The following is a 15,226-nucleotide window of genomic DNA, read 5'->3' on the forward strand; positions in this document are numbered from 1 at the left end:
ATGCACCACGACGAAACCAAGGCCGCCGCCCGCGTCGACCGCTTCCTCGCCGAGCGCCTCCCCCTCGCGGTGACGGCCGAGCGGATCCCGCTCGCCGTCGCCGCGTGGACGGCCGCCGGCGAGCCGGTCGCCTTCGAGACCGCGACCGACCCGCGGAACAGCTACGAGACGATCGAGCCGGGAGCGCCGTGGGGCGCCGCCTGGGACACCACCTGGTTCCGGGTGACCGGGACGGTGCCCGCCCTGTGGAGCGACGTGGGCGACCGGTTCCGGATCGAGCTCTCGCTGGACCTCGGCTTCAACCGGGCCAAGCCCGGGTTCCAGTGCGAGGGGCTCGCCCGTGCCGAGGACGGCCGGGTGCTCAAGGGCCTCGAGCCGCGCAACCACCACGTGCCGCTCGACGCGGCTCCCGGGGAGGAGTTCCTCGTCTGGGTGGAGGGCGCGTCCAACCCCGACCTCACCGGCGGGAACGACTTCGCCGGCCCGGACGGCTTCTCGCCCACCCCGTTCGGCGACCGCGCCACCGCGCCCGTCGAGCCGCTCTACCGCCTCGGCCGCTTCTCCGTCGTGCTGGTCGACACCGTCGCCGAGCGGCTCGGCCTCGAGCTCGGCGTCCTCCGCGGGCTGCACGACGAGCTGCCGGTCACCGAACCGCGGAGGCACGAGATCCTCGCCGGGCTGACCCGGGCCCTGAACACCGTCGACCCCGACGGCCTCGCCGGCACCGTCGCCGACGCGCGCGCGGTGATCGCGCCGCTGCTCGCCGCGCCGGCCGCGCACTCCGCGCACCGCATCTCGGCGACCGGCCACGCCCACATCGACTCCGCCTGGCTCTGGCCGACCCGCGAGACCGTCCGCAAGTGCGCGCGCACCTTCTCCAACGTGCTCGACCTGATGGACTGCGACCCGGACGCCGTCTTCACCTGCTCCTCCGCCCAGCAGTTCGCCTGGATGAAGGAGCACCACCCCGGGATCTTCGCCCGCATCGTCGAGCGGGTCCGCGAGGGCCGCTTCGTGCCGGTCGGCAACATGTGGGTCGAGTCCGACGTCACCATGCCCTCCGGCGAGTCGCTGGTGCGCCAGCTGCAGCAGGGCGCGCGCTTCTTCCAGGAGGAGTTCGGCGCGATCAGCGAGGTCGGCTGGCTGCCCGACTCGTTCGGCTACCCGGCCGCGCTGCCGCAGCTGCTGCGGAAGGCGGGGCTGCGCTGGTTCTTCACGCAGAAGATGTGCTGGAACGAGACCAACGCGATGCCGCACCACTCCTTCGTCTGGGAGGGGCTCGACGGCTCGCGGATCTTCACCCACTTCCCGCCGTCGAACACCTACAGCGGCGACCTGCGGCCGACCGAGCTGGCGCGGATCGTCCGCAACTTCCAGGAGCACGGGCGGGCGACCCGCTCGCTGATGCCGTTCGGCTACGGCGACGGCGGCGGCGGGCCGACCCGCGAGATGATGGCGCTCGCCCGGCTGCAGTCCGACCTCGAGGGCTCGCCGCGGATCGAGTTCTCCTCCGCGCACGACTTCTTCGAGGCCGCCGAGGCCGAGTACGCCGACCCGCCGGTCTGGTCCGGCGAGATGTACCTCGAGTTCCACCGCGGCATCCTCACCTCGCAGGCGCGCACCAAGCAGGGCAACCGGCGCAACGAGCGGCTGCTGGCCGAGGCGGAGCACTGGGCGAGCGTCGCGTTCCTGCGGCACGGCGTGCCGTTCCCGTTCGACGAGCTCGACGCGCTCTGGCGGCGGGTGCTGCTGCTGCAGTTCCACGACATCCTCCCCGGCACCGCGATCGCCTGGGTGCACCGCGAGGCCGAGCGCACGCACGCCGAGGTGACGGACGCGCTCGAGCGGATGATCGGCGAGCGGCTCGCGGTGCTCGTCGGGCCGGGCGAGCGGCGGATCGCCCTGAACGCGGCGCCGGTAGTCGTCGGCGGGGTGCCGGCGCGGGGCGGGGCGGTGGTCACGCCCGTCGAGGGCCTGATCGTCCGCGCCGACGGCGAGGGCTTCGTGCTCGAGTCACCGCTGCTCACCGTCGTGGTCACGGCCACCGGGCAGCTCTCGAGCGTCGTCGACCGCGACTCCGGGCGCGAGCTGCTGCCCGCCGGACGGGTCGGGAACCTGCTGCAGCTGCACCGCGACGAGCCCAACCAGTGGGACGCCTGGGACCTCGACGCCGCCTACCGCGACACCGTCGTCGACCTCGTCGACGGCACGGTCGAGCTCGGCGAGGACGGCGCGAGCGTCGTCGTCCGCCGGAGCTTCGGGCGCACCGGCAGCACGGCGACCCAGACGATCGCCCTCGATCCCCGCGAGCCCGCGGTCCGGATCCGCACGGTCGTCGACTGGCACGAGCGGCGGAAGCTGCTGAAGCTCGCCTTCCCGCTCGACGTGCACGCCGAGCACTCCTCGGCCGAGACGCAGTTCGGCCACGTCCGCCGCCCGGTGCACACCAACACCAGCTGGGAGGCCGCGAAGTACGAGATCTGCGCGCACCGCTGGCTGCACGTCGGCGAGCCGGGCTTCGGCGTCGCCGTCGCCTCCGACGCGGTCTACGGCTACGACGTCCAGCGCACGATCGACGACGGCCGCGTCAGCACCGTCGTCCGCCAGTCGCTGCTGCGCGCGCCGACCTTCCCCGATCCGGAGGCGGACCAGGGCGAGCACGAGTTCCTCAGCACGCTCACGGTCGCGCCCGGCATCGCCGACGCCGTCCGGGCCGGCTTCGCCGCGAGCACCGCGCCGCGCGTCGTCCTCGGCGGCTCGGTCCCGGAGGCGCTCGTCGCCGTCGAGGACCCGGCCGTGGTCGTCGACACCGTCACCCTCGCCGCCGACCGCAGCGGCGACGTGATCGTCCGGCTGCACGAGGCGCTCGGCGGACGCGTTCGCACGGCGCTGGTCGTCGCACATCCGCTCGGCCGCGTCCGCGAGGTCGACCTGCTCGACCGCGACGTCGAGGGGACGGCGCTGCTGGGCGTCGACTCCGGCCGGATCGCGCTCGAGCTTCGGCCGTTCGAGGTCGTGAGCCTCCGCCTCTCCCCCGCTGCCGTTCCTTCCCCCGCTTCCGATCCTCACCCCGTGGAGACCCCGTGACCACCGTCGACGACGCCCCCTACGCCGCCCGGCTGATCGCGGACGCCCGCGTGCGGTGCGACGAGTTCGCCGGGCGCGCCCGGCAGCCGCTGAGCGGGCTCGGCCCGCGCCCGACCATGCGCGCCATCACCTCCCTCGTCGCCCAGGCGATCGCGGAGGGCGACGAGGGGCCGGAGCTGCGCGAGACGGCCGAGACCTACCTCCGGCACCTCGCCGTCCAGCAGCTCGACAGCGGGCTGTTCTCGAGCAGCGGCAACCTCGCCTCCCCGCCCGACACCGCGTTCACGATCAACGACCTCTGCGGCTGCGTCGAGCTGCTCGACCGCTACCGGCCCGCGGGCTTCGACGAGCTCCGAGCGGGACTCGCGGACATCGCCGTCGCGGCCTCGCCCGCGATGCTGGCGGGCGGCGTGCACACGCCGAACCACCGCTGGGAGCTGGCGAGCGCCCTCGCCGCCCTCGCGGTGCACGTGCACGGCGGGCGCTCGGCGGACGGCGCGTCGGGCGCCCTCGCCGCCGCGCTGCTCGACCGCGCCGACGCCTGGCTGGCCGAGGGCGTCGACATCGACGCCGACGGTCAGTACAGCGAGCGGAGCGCCGTCTACGCCACCGAGGTCACGAACCCGAGCCTGCTCGCGCTCGCGCACGACCTCGACCGGGCGGCGCTGCTCGAGCCGGTGCGGCGGAACCTCCGTGCTATCGCCGGCCTGGTCGAGGACGACGGCGAGATCGAGTGCGTGCACTCGCGCCGGCAGGACCAGACCATCCCCTACGACGTCGAGAACCTGCTCTCGCCCTACCGCCTGCTCGCGCTCGAGGACGGCGACCGCGACGCCGCCCGGATCGTCGGGCAGATCCTCGGCCGGACGCTGCGCGAGCCGGAGCGGCACCTCGCCGAGCTGCTGCGCCGCCCGGAGCTCGGCGGACTCCTGCCCGAGCCCGCCGCGACGCCCGCCTCCGTCACGCGCGGCTACCCGGTCAGCCGGCTGCTCCGCCGTCGCGAGGGCGCACTCTCCGTGTCCGTCTCGGCCGGCAGCGACTTCGCGGCCACCGGCCGGATCGGCTCCGGACTCGCCAACTCGGCGACCCTGCTCCGCGCCCGCGCGCACGGACTCGTCCTGCGCTCGCTCCGCGTCTCGCCCGCGTTCTTCTCGCTCGGCTGCGCGCGCCCGCAGACGCTGGAGCAGACCGAGCGCGGCGGCGTGCTCGTCGAGCGGCGCGTCTCGGGCTACTACGACACGCTCGGCGCTGACGCGCCCGCCGTCACCGCCGTCCCGGACAGCGAGGGCCGCTTCTTCTCGGTGATGGACTTCGCCCGCCGCGAGCGCTTCGACGTCGAGCTGCGCACCGAGGTGGCGGTCGAGATCGACGAGAAGGGGATCGACGTGCGGGTCTCCTTCACCGGGCTCGAGACGCGCTACGCGCTGGAGCTGGTCGTCGACGGCGACGCACTCGTGGCGGGGGCCGCGGCCCTCGAGGACGGCTGGTGGCTCGACGGAGCCTCCGCGACCGTCGCCACCGGCTCCGCCGTGCTCTCGATCGAGACCGAGCCGGGCGACGGCGTCCCGCCGGTCTTCGACGACGGCGAGATGTTCACGTACGTCGGCGGCGCCGACCGCGTCGCCGGCACCCGGATCCTGCTCGGCGGCTCCACGACCGAGCCGCGCCGCCTGCGGCTCGCGATCGCGGCGCGATGAGCATCCCGACGAGCACCCCGATGAGCGCCGACGGCTCTCACCACAGCACGGCCGGCTCCGGAGGCTTCCACGGCAGCACCGCCGCCGCCGGCTGGGAGACCGGGCTGATGGTCGGCACCGGGACGACCGGCGCGGCACTGTACGAGGGCGCCGACGGCGAGGGCCCCGAGGGCGAGGGCGACGGCGACGGCGGCGGCGGCGCGGTCGTCTCCCTCTCGCACGAGCGGCTGCGGCTGCCGGTCGACCCGCTGGTCGGGCCGCCGCTGCTCGCGCCGCTGCTGCCCGAGATCCGCGCGCTGCTCGCGCACGCGCCCGTCGGCGCCGCGGACGCCGAGCGGATGGAGGAGTGGCACACCCGCGCCTGGGCCGAGGAGGGGCACGACGGCTCGCTGCTCGACGCCGACCCGCTGGTACCCGCGGGGGTGCTGCGGCTCGAGCTGACCACCGGGTCCTCGGGCGGCACGCGCGAGCGCTCCGTCGACTACCCGACGGGCACTGCCTCCCTCACTCTGCCGACCGGCCTCGCCGTCACCGTGCGCGCCGATCGCGGCGCCGACCGGCTCCTCGTCTCGGTGCACGCGGACTCGCCCTTCTCCGGCCTGCTCCGGCTCGCCCCGGCCGACGAGCCGACCGAGCCCGACCTCGGTCCCGACGCCCCGCGCGACCACCGCGAGCACGCCGTCGTCCGCGCCGTCGACGGAGGCGAGACCCTCGCCCTCGAGACCGTGCCCCGCCACCCCCGCCCGGCGGGCTTCCGCTCCGCCCTCGTCGTCGCGCGCCTGCTGCGGGGCCAGGAGTCCGTCGAGCGGGAGCGCGACGCGCCCTGGCCCGTCTGGCGCGTCTCCGGCGCGCGCGAGCTCGAGCTGGAGCTGCGCGTCTCGGTCACCTCGACCGCGTCCGCGCCCGTCGCTCCGCCGGTGCTCGTCCGCTACCCCGCAGCGACCACCCCGCACGAGCGGCTCGTCGGCGCCTGCTCGTTCTCCCTCGGCGCCGCGACCGCGCGGAGCATCGAGGAGGTGCGCGCCGACCCCGCGGCGACCGACGAGCTCGTCGAGCGCGCCTTCGCCGCCGGCCGGCACGCGATCATCGCCTCGACCGGTGAGCTGCCCGCCAGCCTGCAGGGCGTCTGGGCCGGCTCCTGGGCGCCGGCCTGGTCCTCCGACTACACGCTCAACGGCAACGTGCAGAACGGCGGCGTCGCCTCGCTCGGCACGACCGGCACGCCCGAGCTGCTGCGCTCCTTCTTCACCGCCGTCGCCGAGTTCGAGGACGACTACCGCCTCAACGCCGAGCGCATCCTCGGCGCGCCCGGCTTCCTGCTGCCCACCCGCATCTCCGGGCACGGCCGCGCCAACCACTTCACGGCCGAGTACCCGCTGCAGTACTGGCTCGGCGGCGGCGGCTGGATCCTCCGCCTCGCCTGGGACCACTGGTCGGGCACCGGCGACGAGGAGTTCCTCCGCGACTGGGCCCGGCCCTTCGCCCGCGAGGTCGTCGCCTGCTACCGGCACGCGCTGGTGCTCGACGAGGACGGCACCGCGCACGTCTCGCCCGGCTACTCCCCCGAGAACCACCCCGGCGACCAGGAGACGCCGATCACGCGCGACGCGACGTCGGAGGTCGCGATGATCCGCGACGCCCTGCTGCTCGCCGCGCGCATCGAGCGGCTGGTCGCCCCCGACGCTTCCGACACCGCCGAGGAGTGGGAGGCGCTCGCCGCCGGGCTCCCCGGCTACCGCGTCAGCCCCGACGGGCAGCTGGCCGAGTGGCAGGACCCCGCCCTCACCGACCGGCCGGAGCACCGGCACGCCTCGCACCTCTACCCCTGGTGGTACGAGGGCGTCCCGGCCGCCGCCGATCCCGGCGTCGGCGCCGCGGCGCTCGAGGCGGTCCGCGCCCGGCTGCGCTGGCGCGCCGAGGAGCCGACCGCCCCGCCCGGCCGGATGGAGATGGCCTTCGGACTCGTGCAGGCCGGCGTCGCCGCCGCGACCCTCGGCGACGCCGACGCGGCGCTGCAGTGCGTCGACTGGCTGGCCCGCCTGCACTGGCGCCCGAACATGATGCCGACCCACGACGCCGACGCCATCTTCAACGTCGACGCGGCGGGCGGGCTGCCCGCCCTGGTGGCGCAGATGCTCGCCCGCTCCGACGGCACGACGCTGCACCTGCTGCCCGCCCTGCCCGCGCGCTGGTCGGAGGGCCGGATCACCGGCCTGCACCTGCGCGGCGCGCTGCGGGTCGAGTCGCTCACCTGGAGCCCGGAGTCCGTCGAGTGCGTGCTCCGCAGTCCCCTCGACGCGGCGGCGGCACGGCTCGGCGAGCGCGTGCTCGTGCGGCTGCCGGTCGACGTCGAGCTCGAGGAGGGCACGCCCGGAGCGCTCCAGGTCGACCCGCGCACCCTCTCGGTGGACCTGCGGAGTGGCGCACCCCTGCACCTCGCCCTGCGGAGGATCTAGCCCGTCGCGACCGGCTCGCCCGCGGCCCACACCGCCCGCACCTGCAGGGCGTCGTCCAGCAGGACCACGTCGGCCGCCCGGCCGACCGCGAGCGCGCCGAACCGCTGCTCCGCGCCGAGCACGCGGGCGGGAGTCGCGGTGACCGCACCGACCGCGGCCTCGAGACCCAGGCCGACGCCGGCTCCGACCGCCCCGGCCGCACGGCGGAGCGCCGCGTCGAGCGTCAGCGTCGAGCCGGCGAGCGTCGCCGTGCCCTCCAGCCGGGCGACCGCGCCCTGGACGTCGACGCGCAGCCGGCCGATCCGGTGGGCGCCGTCGCCCGCTCCCGCCGCCGCCATCGCGTCGGTGACCAGCGCGATCCGTCCGGGCGCCGAGGCGAACGCGAGCCGCGCCACGTCCACGTCCACGTGCTCGCCGTCGAGGATCAGCTCCAGCACCACCCGCTCGTCGGCCAGCGCCACCGGGATCGGTCCCGGCGCGCGGTGCCCGATGCCCGGCATCGCGTTGAAGGCGTGGGTGACCAGCCGAGCCCCGCGCTCGATCGCCGCGCGCGTCGTCGCCGCGTCCGCCTCGGTGTGGCCGACGGCGACGACGACGCCCGCCTCACTGAGCCGCTCGATCGCTTCGAGGGCCCCCGGCAGCTCGGGCGCGATCGTGATCTGCCGGAGCCTCCCGCGCGCCGCGTCGAGCAGCCGCTCGACCGCCTCGGGCGTCGGCGCGATCAAGGCGTCCGGGTCGTGCGCCCCGCAGCGGGACGGCGCGAGGAACGGCCCCTCCAGGTGAGCACCGAGGACGAGCGGATCCTCCGCCACGAGCGAGGCGACCGTGTCGAGCGACGCCTCCAGCTCGTGGAGCGGCGCCGAGACCAGGCTCACCAGCGAGCGCGTCGTCCCGTGCGCGCGGTGCAGCGCGAGCCCGGCCCGCATCCCGCCCGCGCCCTCGTCGAAGCTGCGCCCCGCCCCGCCGTGCACGTGCAGATCGACGAACCCCGGAGTCGCCGTCAGCCCGCCCGCGTCGTGCACCGGCGCGCCCTCGGCCACCCGCTCCCAGCCTCGCCCAGTCCCGACCTCGACGATCACACCGTCGTCCGCGACCAGCCAGAAGTCCTCGACGGTCCCCTCCGCGTCCACCATCCGCGCGCCGTGCAGCACCAGCCTCCCGCTCCGCTCCATGTCCCTCTCCTCACCTCCCGGGGCACCGCCCCCTCAGCTCATGCCGGCCGACCAGCGACGCAGCTCCTGCCGCCCAACCACCGGCGCAGCTCATGCTGGCCAACCACCGGCGCAGCTCATGCTTGCCGACTACCGGCGCAGCGGCCCTTCATGCCGGTCGAGTAGCCGCACAGCCGCCGTTCATGCTGGTCGAGTGGCCGCGCAGCGGCGTATCGAGACCCACGTCACCGGCACTCAAGCGCCCCGCCCCCAGCTCGCCTCGATCTCCTCCGCACCCAGCACCGAGTCCGCCAGCAGCAGCTGCCAGCTCCATTCCGCCTCGGCACCGGCCTCCAGTGTCCACGTCGCGCCGAAGAACGGCGCCGCGCACAGCATCGGCGTCTCGCTCGTCCGCACGAACCACGTCGTCGGATCCACCGGGTTGCCCTCGTCCGCGCGCAACGCGACCGTCGCGCTCCCGTCCGCTACCGCCAGCCAGCGCGACGCGACCCCCATCGGCTCCGCGACAGCCCCGTCCGGCCCGCTCACCGTGCTCCCGTCGAACGACGGATCCAGCCGCAGGAACAGCCCGCCGTACCCCGCGTCCGGCCGCCCCGCCGTGGTCGGCGAGCCGAAGACGAGCCGCTCCCCGAGCGCGCGCCAGCGGCTCTCGATCCGCAGCACCGTCACGTCCCCGAGCCGGCGGACGCTCAGGCGCCGCCGCTCGTCGAGGAACCGCCGTCCGCGCGCATCGAACCACCCCAGCGCGAGGTCGGCGGGATCCGCGCCCTCCGGCCGCTGCGAGCCGTTGTTGTCCACCTGCCGGTAGCCCGTCCCGGTCAGCCAGGTCGGGCCGCCCCACAGATTGGTGTCGAGCTCGTCCGCGCCGATGGTGATGTTCGACACCGCGAGCGACAGCCCGAGATGCCAGTCGTGGTCCGCGGGCCGCACGTCGCTGACGACGCGCCCGGCGGGCGTCCGCAGCGGATGCAGATACGGCCGCGGCGAGTCCCTCGGCGGCGTGTCCGGATCGGTGAGCACGAGGCGCCCGACCCCGTCCGGCAGTTCGACGGAGGTCGGCGAGTCCTGGTCCATGCGGCCGACGGTACACGCTTTCCCGGGCTACAGTGCGACGATGCCCCGCACCGGAACCACGCCCCGATCGTCGCGCCGATGACCGCCGTCCGCTTCGTCTCGATCGGCGACTCCTTCTCGGAGGGCGTCGGTGACGAGCTCCCCGACGGGACCGCCCGCGGCTGGGCCGACCTCACCGCGCAGGGCTGGGCCGACGCGCTCGGCGAGCCGATCGAGTACGCCAATCTCGCCATCCGCGGCCGCCTCATCGACCCGATCATCGAGCAGCAGCTCGAGCCCGCACTCGCCCTGCGGCCGACCCACCTGTCCTTCAACGGGGGCGGCAACGACATGCTGCGTCCGCGCGCCGACATCGAGCGCATCGCGGACCGCTACCTCGAGGTCCTGGCCCGCTGCGACGCCGAGGGCGTGACCCTGATCGCACTCTCCGCCCCCGATCCGTCCGCGCGCCTTCCGCTCGGCCGGCTGATCAAGCGCCGCGGCGACGCCCTCACCTCGGCCGTCCTGCGCCGCACGAGACAGCGCCAGGACATCGTCGTCGCCGACAACTGGACCGACCCGGCGTTCGCCGACCCGACCCTCTGGTCGGAGGACCGGCTGCACCTCGGGCCGCGCGGCCACCACCGCGTCAGCGCCCGCGTGCTCGGCGCGCTGGGGCTCCCGGTGCCGCCCGCCGCGGAGGAGGCGCCCGAGCGGCCGGCCGCGAGCGGCGGCTCGGCGCAGTACTACCGCACCCACGTCGCACCGTGGCTGCGCCGCCGGCTCACCGGCACGTCCTCCGGTGACGGCCGCACGGCGAAATACCCGCAGCTCGTGCGGATCGCCCCGACCGCCTAGGCGGGGCCGCCGGAGCTCGGCATCCGGCTCAGCGCCAGCCGTACCGCGCCGAGACGACCCGCGCGACCGCGTCGAAGCGCGCGCGCTCGAGCGCCGCACCCTCGCGCCGCATCCCCGCGGGGTGCACGCGGAAGACCCGCTCCGGGTCCGCGAAGCTCGGCCGCCCCTCCGGGTCCCACGGCCCCGCGCCCACTGCGAGGTAGCCGTCGTGCTCCTTCGAGCTCAGCCGGATCGCCAGCGCCGTGCCGGCCTTCTCGACGGCGAGGACGAGCACGGGCCGGTCCTTGCCGCGGCCGTCGTCCTCCTCGTAGGGCACCCAGGTCCAGACGACCTCGCCCGGGTCGGGATCGCCGTCCGGCGTCGGCGCGTAGCCGAGGTGCACGCCGCGCAGCCGGGTCGGATCGACCTCGGCGGTCCTGCCGATCCCGTTCGCACCCGGCGTCGGCGCCGTGGTGCTCAGGTACGGCCGCTGCGCGGGAGCCCCGGCGTCGGCGCGAGGAGCGCTCGCGCGGCCGAGCAGTCGGAGGAGCAGGGACACGACCGAGCGTGAGGAGGGCACGCGAAGACCCTAGCCGGGAAAACGGAAGGAGCCGGCTCCTGAGAGCCGGCTCCACCGGGGTGTCGCGCCGAGCGCGACGAGGGGTCGGGACTAGTCCGCGAGGACGTAGCCCGCCTCGCCGTGGATGGCGGTGTCGATGCCCGCGACCTCGTCCTCGTTCTTCACGCGGAACCCGATCGTCTTCTGGATGACCCAGCCGATCGCGTAGGTGAGGACGAAGGAGTAGATCAGGACGGTGAAGGCCGCGAGGGCCTGCTTGCCGAGCTGGCTGGCGTCACCGGTGAGGAAGAGGCCGACATCGGTGCCGAAGAAGCCGATGTAGAGCGTTCCGATCAGACCGCCGACGAGGTGCACGCCGACCACGTCGAGCGAGTCGTCGTAGCCGAGCTTGTACTTGAGGTCGATCGCCAGCGCGCAGACCGCACCGGTGATGATGCCGAGCACGATCGCCCAGAACGGCGAGAGGCTCGCGCAGGCCGGGGTGATCGCGACGAGGCCGGCGACGGCGCCCGAGGCTGCACCGATCGAGGTGGGCTTGCCGTCCTTGATCTTCTCGACGACGAGCCAGCCCAGGATCGCCGCGGCCGGGGCCGCGATGGTGTTGAGGAAGGCGATCGCCGCGAAGCCGTCGGCCGCGAGCTCGGAGCCGGCATTGAAGCCGAACCAGCCGAACCAGAGCAGACCGGCGCCGAGGAGGACGAAGGGCGGGTTGTGCGGCTGGTGCGCGCCCTTGGTGAAGTTGACGCGCTTGCCGAGGACGAGCGCCAGGGCGAGGGCCGCGGCTCCCGCGTTGATGTGCACCGCGGTGCCACCGGCGAAGTCGATGGCGCCGACGTTGTAGGCGATCCAGCCGCCGTCGACCACTCCCTCGTCACCGAGGGTGAAGTTGAAGACCCAGGAGGCGACCGGGAAGTAGACGATGGTCGCCCAGACGCCGGCGAAGACCATCCACGCGCCGAACTTGGCGCGGTCGGCGATCGCACCCGAGATCAGGGCGACGGTGATGATGGCGAAGGTCGCCTGGAAGGCGGCGAAGGCGAGGGTCGGGAACGCCGTCTCGATGTCGCCCTGCGCCTCGGCGTAGGCACCGGCGAGGCCGAGCTGGCTGAGGTCGATGCCGAGGACGCCGTCGATGCCGACGAAGTCGCCCACACCGGCGTTGGAGAAGGTGATCGCGTAGCCGTAGAGCACCCACAGGACGCCGATCAGGCCCATCGCGCCGAAGCTCAGCATCATCATGCTGATGACGCTCTTCGCGCGGACCAGGCCGCCGTAGAAGAACGCGAGCCCGGGGGTCATGAGCAGGACCAGCGCCGCCGCCAGGAGCAGGAACGCGGTATTGCCTTGATCCATTGTTGAACCTCTCGTGAGTAAGCAGAGTCGTGCAGGAGTCGTGAGTGAGGGCAGTGCAGTGCCCGATGCGGGCCGGCAGTCGCTGCACGACCCCGAAGACACGGCGTCTCGGAAGACGCGGGGGTGTCGGGTCACCTCGGGTAGCCGACAGTCTGGCCGCGCGACGTTACGTCCCGTGCGGCACGAGGTTTCGCGGATGTTACGAGCGGCGCCCCCGTGTGAACAGTGCGTTACGGCGCGCCGACGATCCCCCGCGCAGGAGCCGGGGAGTTGCCGCGCGGAGCCGACGCCGCGCGCCGGTCCGTCGTCAGGCGAACGGCCGCATCGAGGTCAGCGCGATCAGGCGCGACATCGAGCGGAGGTACTTCTTGCGGTAGCCGCCGCTGAGCATGTCGCCGCCGAAGACCTCGTCGAGCGCGACGCCGGAGGCGAGCACCGGGATCTGCGCGTCGTACACGCGGTCGATGAAGGCGACGAGGCGCAGCGCGTCAGTCTGGTCCGTGAGCGCCGTGACCTCGCGGAGCACGATCGCGTCGACCCCGTCGATCACCTTGATGTAGCGCGAGGGGTGCACGGTGCCGAGGTGGTCGACCGCGGCGCGGAAGGAGTCGTCGGTGACGACCGCACCGGCCGGCGCGGTGGCGACGAGCTCGTCGATCTCGCCGTCCCCGCGGGTGACCGCGTGGCCCTCGATGTCGCGGCGGCGGTAGTCGGTGCCGTCGATCCGCATCGTCTGGAAGTGCTCGGCCATCGCGTGGATCTCGCGGAGGAAGTCGGCGGCGGCGAAGCGCCCCTCGCCCAGCGCGTTCGGCGGCGTGTTCGAGGTCGCCGCGATCCGGGTGCCGGAGGCGACCAGCTCGCCCAGGAGCCGCGTCATCAGCATCGTGTCGCCCGGGTCGTCCAGCTCGAACTCGTCGATGCAGAGCAGCGCCGAGCCCTTGAGCAGCGAGACCGTCGCCGCGTAGCCGAGGGCGCCCACCAGGGCGGTGTACTCGATGAAGGTGCCGAAGTAGGTGCGGCCCGGCACCGCGTGCCAGATCGCCGCGAGCAGGTGGGTCTTGCCGACGCCGAAGCCGCCGTCGAGGTAGACGCCGGGCTTGACCGCCGGCGCCTTCCTCCGGCCGAAGCCGAGGAAGCCGCCGCCCCCACCCTTGGAGCCGCCGCCGGCCGCGAACGCGCGCAGCGCCTCGACGGACTCCCCCTGCGACGGGTACTCCGGGTCGGGCCGGTAGCTCTCGAAGGTGGCGCCCTCGAACTGCCGCGGCGGCACCAGGGTCGAGGCGATCTCGTGGCCGCTGATCTGCGGCGATCGCGCGGTCAGGCTGCTCGTCGAACGGACGTCGTCGGGGGTCACGCGCTCTCGCATTCAGGGTCGGCCTACTGTGTCGAACTCTTACGGGGCCGTCCGTGCACCCGCGCACGAGGGCGCGTACTGTCGCTGAAGGGCGGGCTCCAGCGTAGCCCGCTCGCACCGCCGCCCATCCGAGAACCACGCCGCGCTCCGCGCACCACCCTGGAGGTCCCTCTTGCCCGTTGAACTCGATCCGTCGCCGAAGTTCGCCACCTACGCGCACCCCGAACGACTCGTCAGCGGCGAGTGGCTCGAGCAGCGCCTCGGCACCCCCGGCCTCGTGGTGGTCGAGTCCGACGAGGACGTCCTGCTCTACGAGACCGGCCACATCCCCGGCTCGGTCAAGATCGACTGGCACACCGACCTCAACGACCCGGTGCAGCGCGACTACATCGAGGGCGCCGCGTTCGCCGCCCTGGCCGGCGCGAAGGGCATCGCCCGCGACAGCACCGTCGTCATCTACGGCGACAAGAACAACTGGTGGGCCGCCTACGCCCTCTGGGTCTTCACCCTCTTCGGCCACGAGGACGTCCGCCTTCTCGACGGCGGCCGCGACAAGTGGATCGCCGACGGCCGCCCGATCACCACGGACGCCTCCAGCCCCGCCGCGGTCGAGTACCCGGCGGTCGAGCGCCGCGACGAGGACATCCGCGCCTTCAAGGAGGACGTGCTCGCCCACTTCGGCAACCCGCTGATCGACGTCCGCTCCCCCGAGGAGTTCTCCGGCGCCCGCACCACCGCGCCGGCCTACCCGGAGGAGGGCGCCCTGCGTGCCGGCCACATCCCCAGCGCGCAGAACGTGCCGTGGGGCAAGGCCGCGGCGGAGGACGGCACCTTCCGCTCGCTCGACGAGCTGAACGGCATCTACCGCGACGGCGCCGGCCTGGCCGACGGCGACACCGTGATCGCCTACTGCCGCATCGGCGAGCGCTCCTCGCACACCTGGTTCGTGCTCACCCACCTCCTCGGCTTCGAGGGCGTCAAGAACTACGACGGCTCCTGGACCGAGTGGGGCAGCGCCGTCCGCGTCCCGATCGTCCAGGGCGCCGAGCCCGGCGAGGCGCCGGCGCCGCGCTGACCTTCCTGCGCTGACCATCCTGCGAGGGCCCCGTGCACACCTGTGCCGGGGCCCTCTCCCCTGCGTCCCGCCGCCCGGGCGGGTGGAAGAATGAGATCGATGACTGCCGACACGCCCACCACCGACACGCTCGGGCCCGCGCTCCGCGAGATCCGCGACGAGTTCCTCGCCCTCGAGAAGCCGGAGCGCCTCCAGCTCCTCCTCGAGTTCTCGAACGATCTCCCCGAGCTGCCCGAGCGCTACCGCGACCACCCCGACCTGTTCGAGCGAGTCGAGGAGTGCCAGTCGCCGGTCTTCATCGTCGTCGAGTTCGACGGCGACGTGATCCACCTGCACGCCACCGCCCCGCGCGAGGCGCCGACCACCCGCGGCTTCGCCTCGATCCTCGCCCAGGGCCTCGACGGCCTGTCGCCCGAGCAGGTGCTCGCCGTGCCCGACGACTTCCCGCAGACCATCGGCCTGTCCGAGGCCGTCTCACCGCTGCGGCTGCGCGGGATGAGCGCTCTGCTCGGCCGCACCAAGCGCCAGATCCGCGCCCACCTCGCCGCCTGAGCCCCGCGCA

At 74.2% G+C, this 15,226-nt stretch carries 11 protein-coding genes; 6 read left to right on the forward strand and 5 right to left on the reverse strand.

The window, feature by feature from the left end; all coding sequences use genetic code 11:
* The 3 genes from HQQ86_RS00135 to HQQ86_RS00145 are packed head-to-tail and all read left to right on the forward strand — an operon-like array spanning position 1 to position 7,240.
* Positions 1 to 3,087: a glycoside hydrolase family 38 C-terminal domain-containing protein gene (locus HQQ86_RS00135; RefSeq protein WP_173285469.1), complete on the forward strand. Its 3,087-nt coding sequence runs from the start codon at positions 1 to 3 to the stop codon at positions 3,085 to 3,087.
* The gene (locus HQQ86_RS00140; RefSeq protein WP_173285471.1) at positions 3,084 to 4,784 is read left to right on the forward strand and encodes a hypothetical protein; all 1,701 of its coding nucleotides are present in this window, start codon (positions 3,084 to 3,086) and stop codon (positions 4,782 to 4,784) included. Before HQQ86_RS00135 ends, HQQ86_RS00140 begins: the two co-directional genes overlap by 4 nt.
* A complete protein-coding gene (locus HQQ86_RS00145) occupies positions 4,781 to 7,240 on the forward strand; it encodes a glycoside hydrolase family 95-like protein (RefSeq protein WP_173285473.1) in 2,460 nt (819 codons plus the stop codon). Before HQQ86_RS00140 ends, HQQ86_RS00145 begins: the two co-directional genes overlap by 4 nt.
* Here the strand turns inward: HQQ86_RS00145 and HQQ86_RS00150 are convergent.
* A complete protein-coding gene (locus HQQ86_RS00150; RefSeq protein ID WP_173285479.1) occupies positions 7,237 to 8,412 on the reverse strand; it encodes an N-acetylglucosamine-6-phosphate deacetylase in 1,176 nt (391 codons plus the stop codon). The two genes, HQQ86_RS00145 and HQQ86_RS00150, sit on opposite strands and share 4 nt — an antisense overlap.
* A gap of 234 nt (positions 8,413 to 8,646) precedes the next feature.
* The gene (locus tag HQQ86_RS00155) at positions 8,647 to 9,486 is read right to left on the reverse strand and encodes a DUF6807 family protein (RefSeq protein ID WP_173285481.1); all 840 of its coding nucleotides are present in this window, start codon (positions 9,484 to 9,486) and stop codon (positions 8,647 to 8,649) included.
* Between the two features lie 78 nt (positions 9,487 to 9,564).
* Here HQQ86_RS00155 and HQQ86_RS00160 point away from each other — a divergent pair, with 78 nt between their 5' ends.
* The gene (locus tag HQQ86_RS00160) at positions 9,565 to 10,323 is read left to right on the forward strand and encodes an SGNH/GDSL hydrolase family protein (protein ID WP_173285483.1); all 759 of its coding nucleotides are present in this window, start codon (positions 9,565 to 9,567) and stop codon (positions 10,321 to 10,323) included.
* A 28-nt stretch (positions 10,324 to 10,351) separates the two neighbouring features.
* Here HQQ86_RS00160 and HQQ86_RS00165 read toward each other — a convergent pair whose 3' ends face one another.
* From HQQ86_RS00165 to zapE, 3 genes are all read right to left on the reverse strand, one after another.
* Complete coding sequence (locus HQQ86_RS00165) at positions 10,352 to 10,882, reverse strand: type II toxin-antitoxin system PemK/MazF family toxin (RefSeq protein WP_367948492.1); 531 nt, start codon at positions 10,880 to 10,882, stop codon at positions 10,352 to 10,354.
* 90 nt (positions 10,883 to 10,972) lie between these two features.
* Positions 10,973 to 12,235 (reverse strand): ammonium transporter, encoded by a 1,263-nt coding sequence (locus HQQ86_RS00170; protein WP_160089185.1) that lies wholly within the window; start codon positions 12,233 to 12,235, stop codon positions 10,973 to 10,975.
* 307 nt (positions 12,236 to 12,542) lie between these two features.
* On the reverse strand, positions 12,543 to 13,589 hold the full coding sequence (gene zapE / locus HQQ86_RS00175; protein ID WP_367948493.1) for a cell division protein ZapE: 1,047 nt from the start codon (positions 13,587 to 13,589) through the stop codon (positions 12,543 to 12,545).
* 172 nt (positions 13,590 to 13,761) lie between these two features.
* On the opposite strand from zapE, the gene HQQ86_RS00180 reads away from it, so the two are divergent.
* On the forward strand, positions 13,762 to 14,664 hold the full coding sequence (locus HQQ86_RS00180) for a sulfurtransferase (protein WP_173285487.1): 903 nt from the start codon (positions 13,762 to 13,764) through the stop codon (positions 14,662 to 14,664).
* A 99-nt stretch (positions 14,665 to 14,763) separates the two neighbouring features.
* Entirely contained in the window at positions 14,764 to 15,216 is a 453-nt protein-coding gene (locus HQQ86_RS00185; protein WP_173285489.1) for a SufE family protein, read from the forward strand.
* Positions 15,217 to 15,226: the final 10 nt, after the last annotated feature.

The sequence above is a fragment of the Rathayibacter sp. VKM Ac-2857 genome (assembly GCF_013205025.1).
Classification (GTDB): domain Bacteria; phylum Actinomycetota; class Actinomycetes; order Actinomycetales; family Microbacteriaceae; genus Rathayibacter.

Bases quoted from the DNA above. Each gene is read 5' to 3' on its own strand.
- HQQ86_RS00170 (WP_160089185.1), bottom strand. From the start codon at position 12,235: ATGGATCAAGGCAATACCGCGTTCCTGCTCCTGGCGGCGGCGCTGGTC.
- HQQ86_RS00155 (WP_173285481.1), bottom strand. From the start codon at position 9,486: ATGGACCAGGACTCGCCGACCTCCGTCGAACTGCCGGACGGGGTCGGG.
- HQQ86_RS00135 (WP_173285469.1), top strand. From the start codon at position 1: ATGCACCACGACGAAACCAAGGCCGCCGCCCGCGTCGACCGCTTCCTC.
- HQQ86_RS00150 (WP_173285479.1), bottom strand. From the start codon at position 8,412: ATGGAGCGGAGCGGGAGGCTGGTGCTGCACGGCGCGCGGATGGTGGAC.
- HQQ86_RS00185 (WP_173285489.1), top strand. From the start codon at position 14,764: ATGACTGCCGACACGCCCACCACCGACACGCTCGGGCCCGCGCTCCGC.
- HQQ86_RS00160 (WP_173285483.1), top strand. From the start codon at position 9,565: ATGACCGCCGTCCGCTTCGTCTCGATCGGCGACTCCTTCTCGGAGGGC.
- HQQ86_RS00145 (WP_173285473.1), top strand. From the start codon at position 4,781: ATGAGCATCCCGACGAGCACCCCGATGAGCGCCGACGGCTCTCACCAC.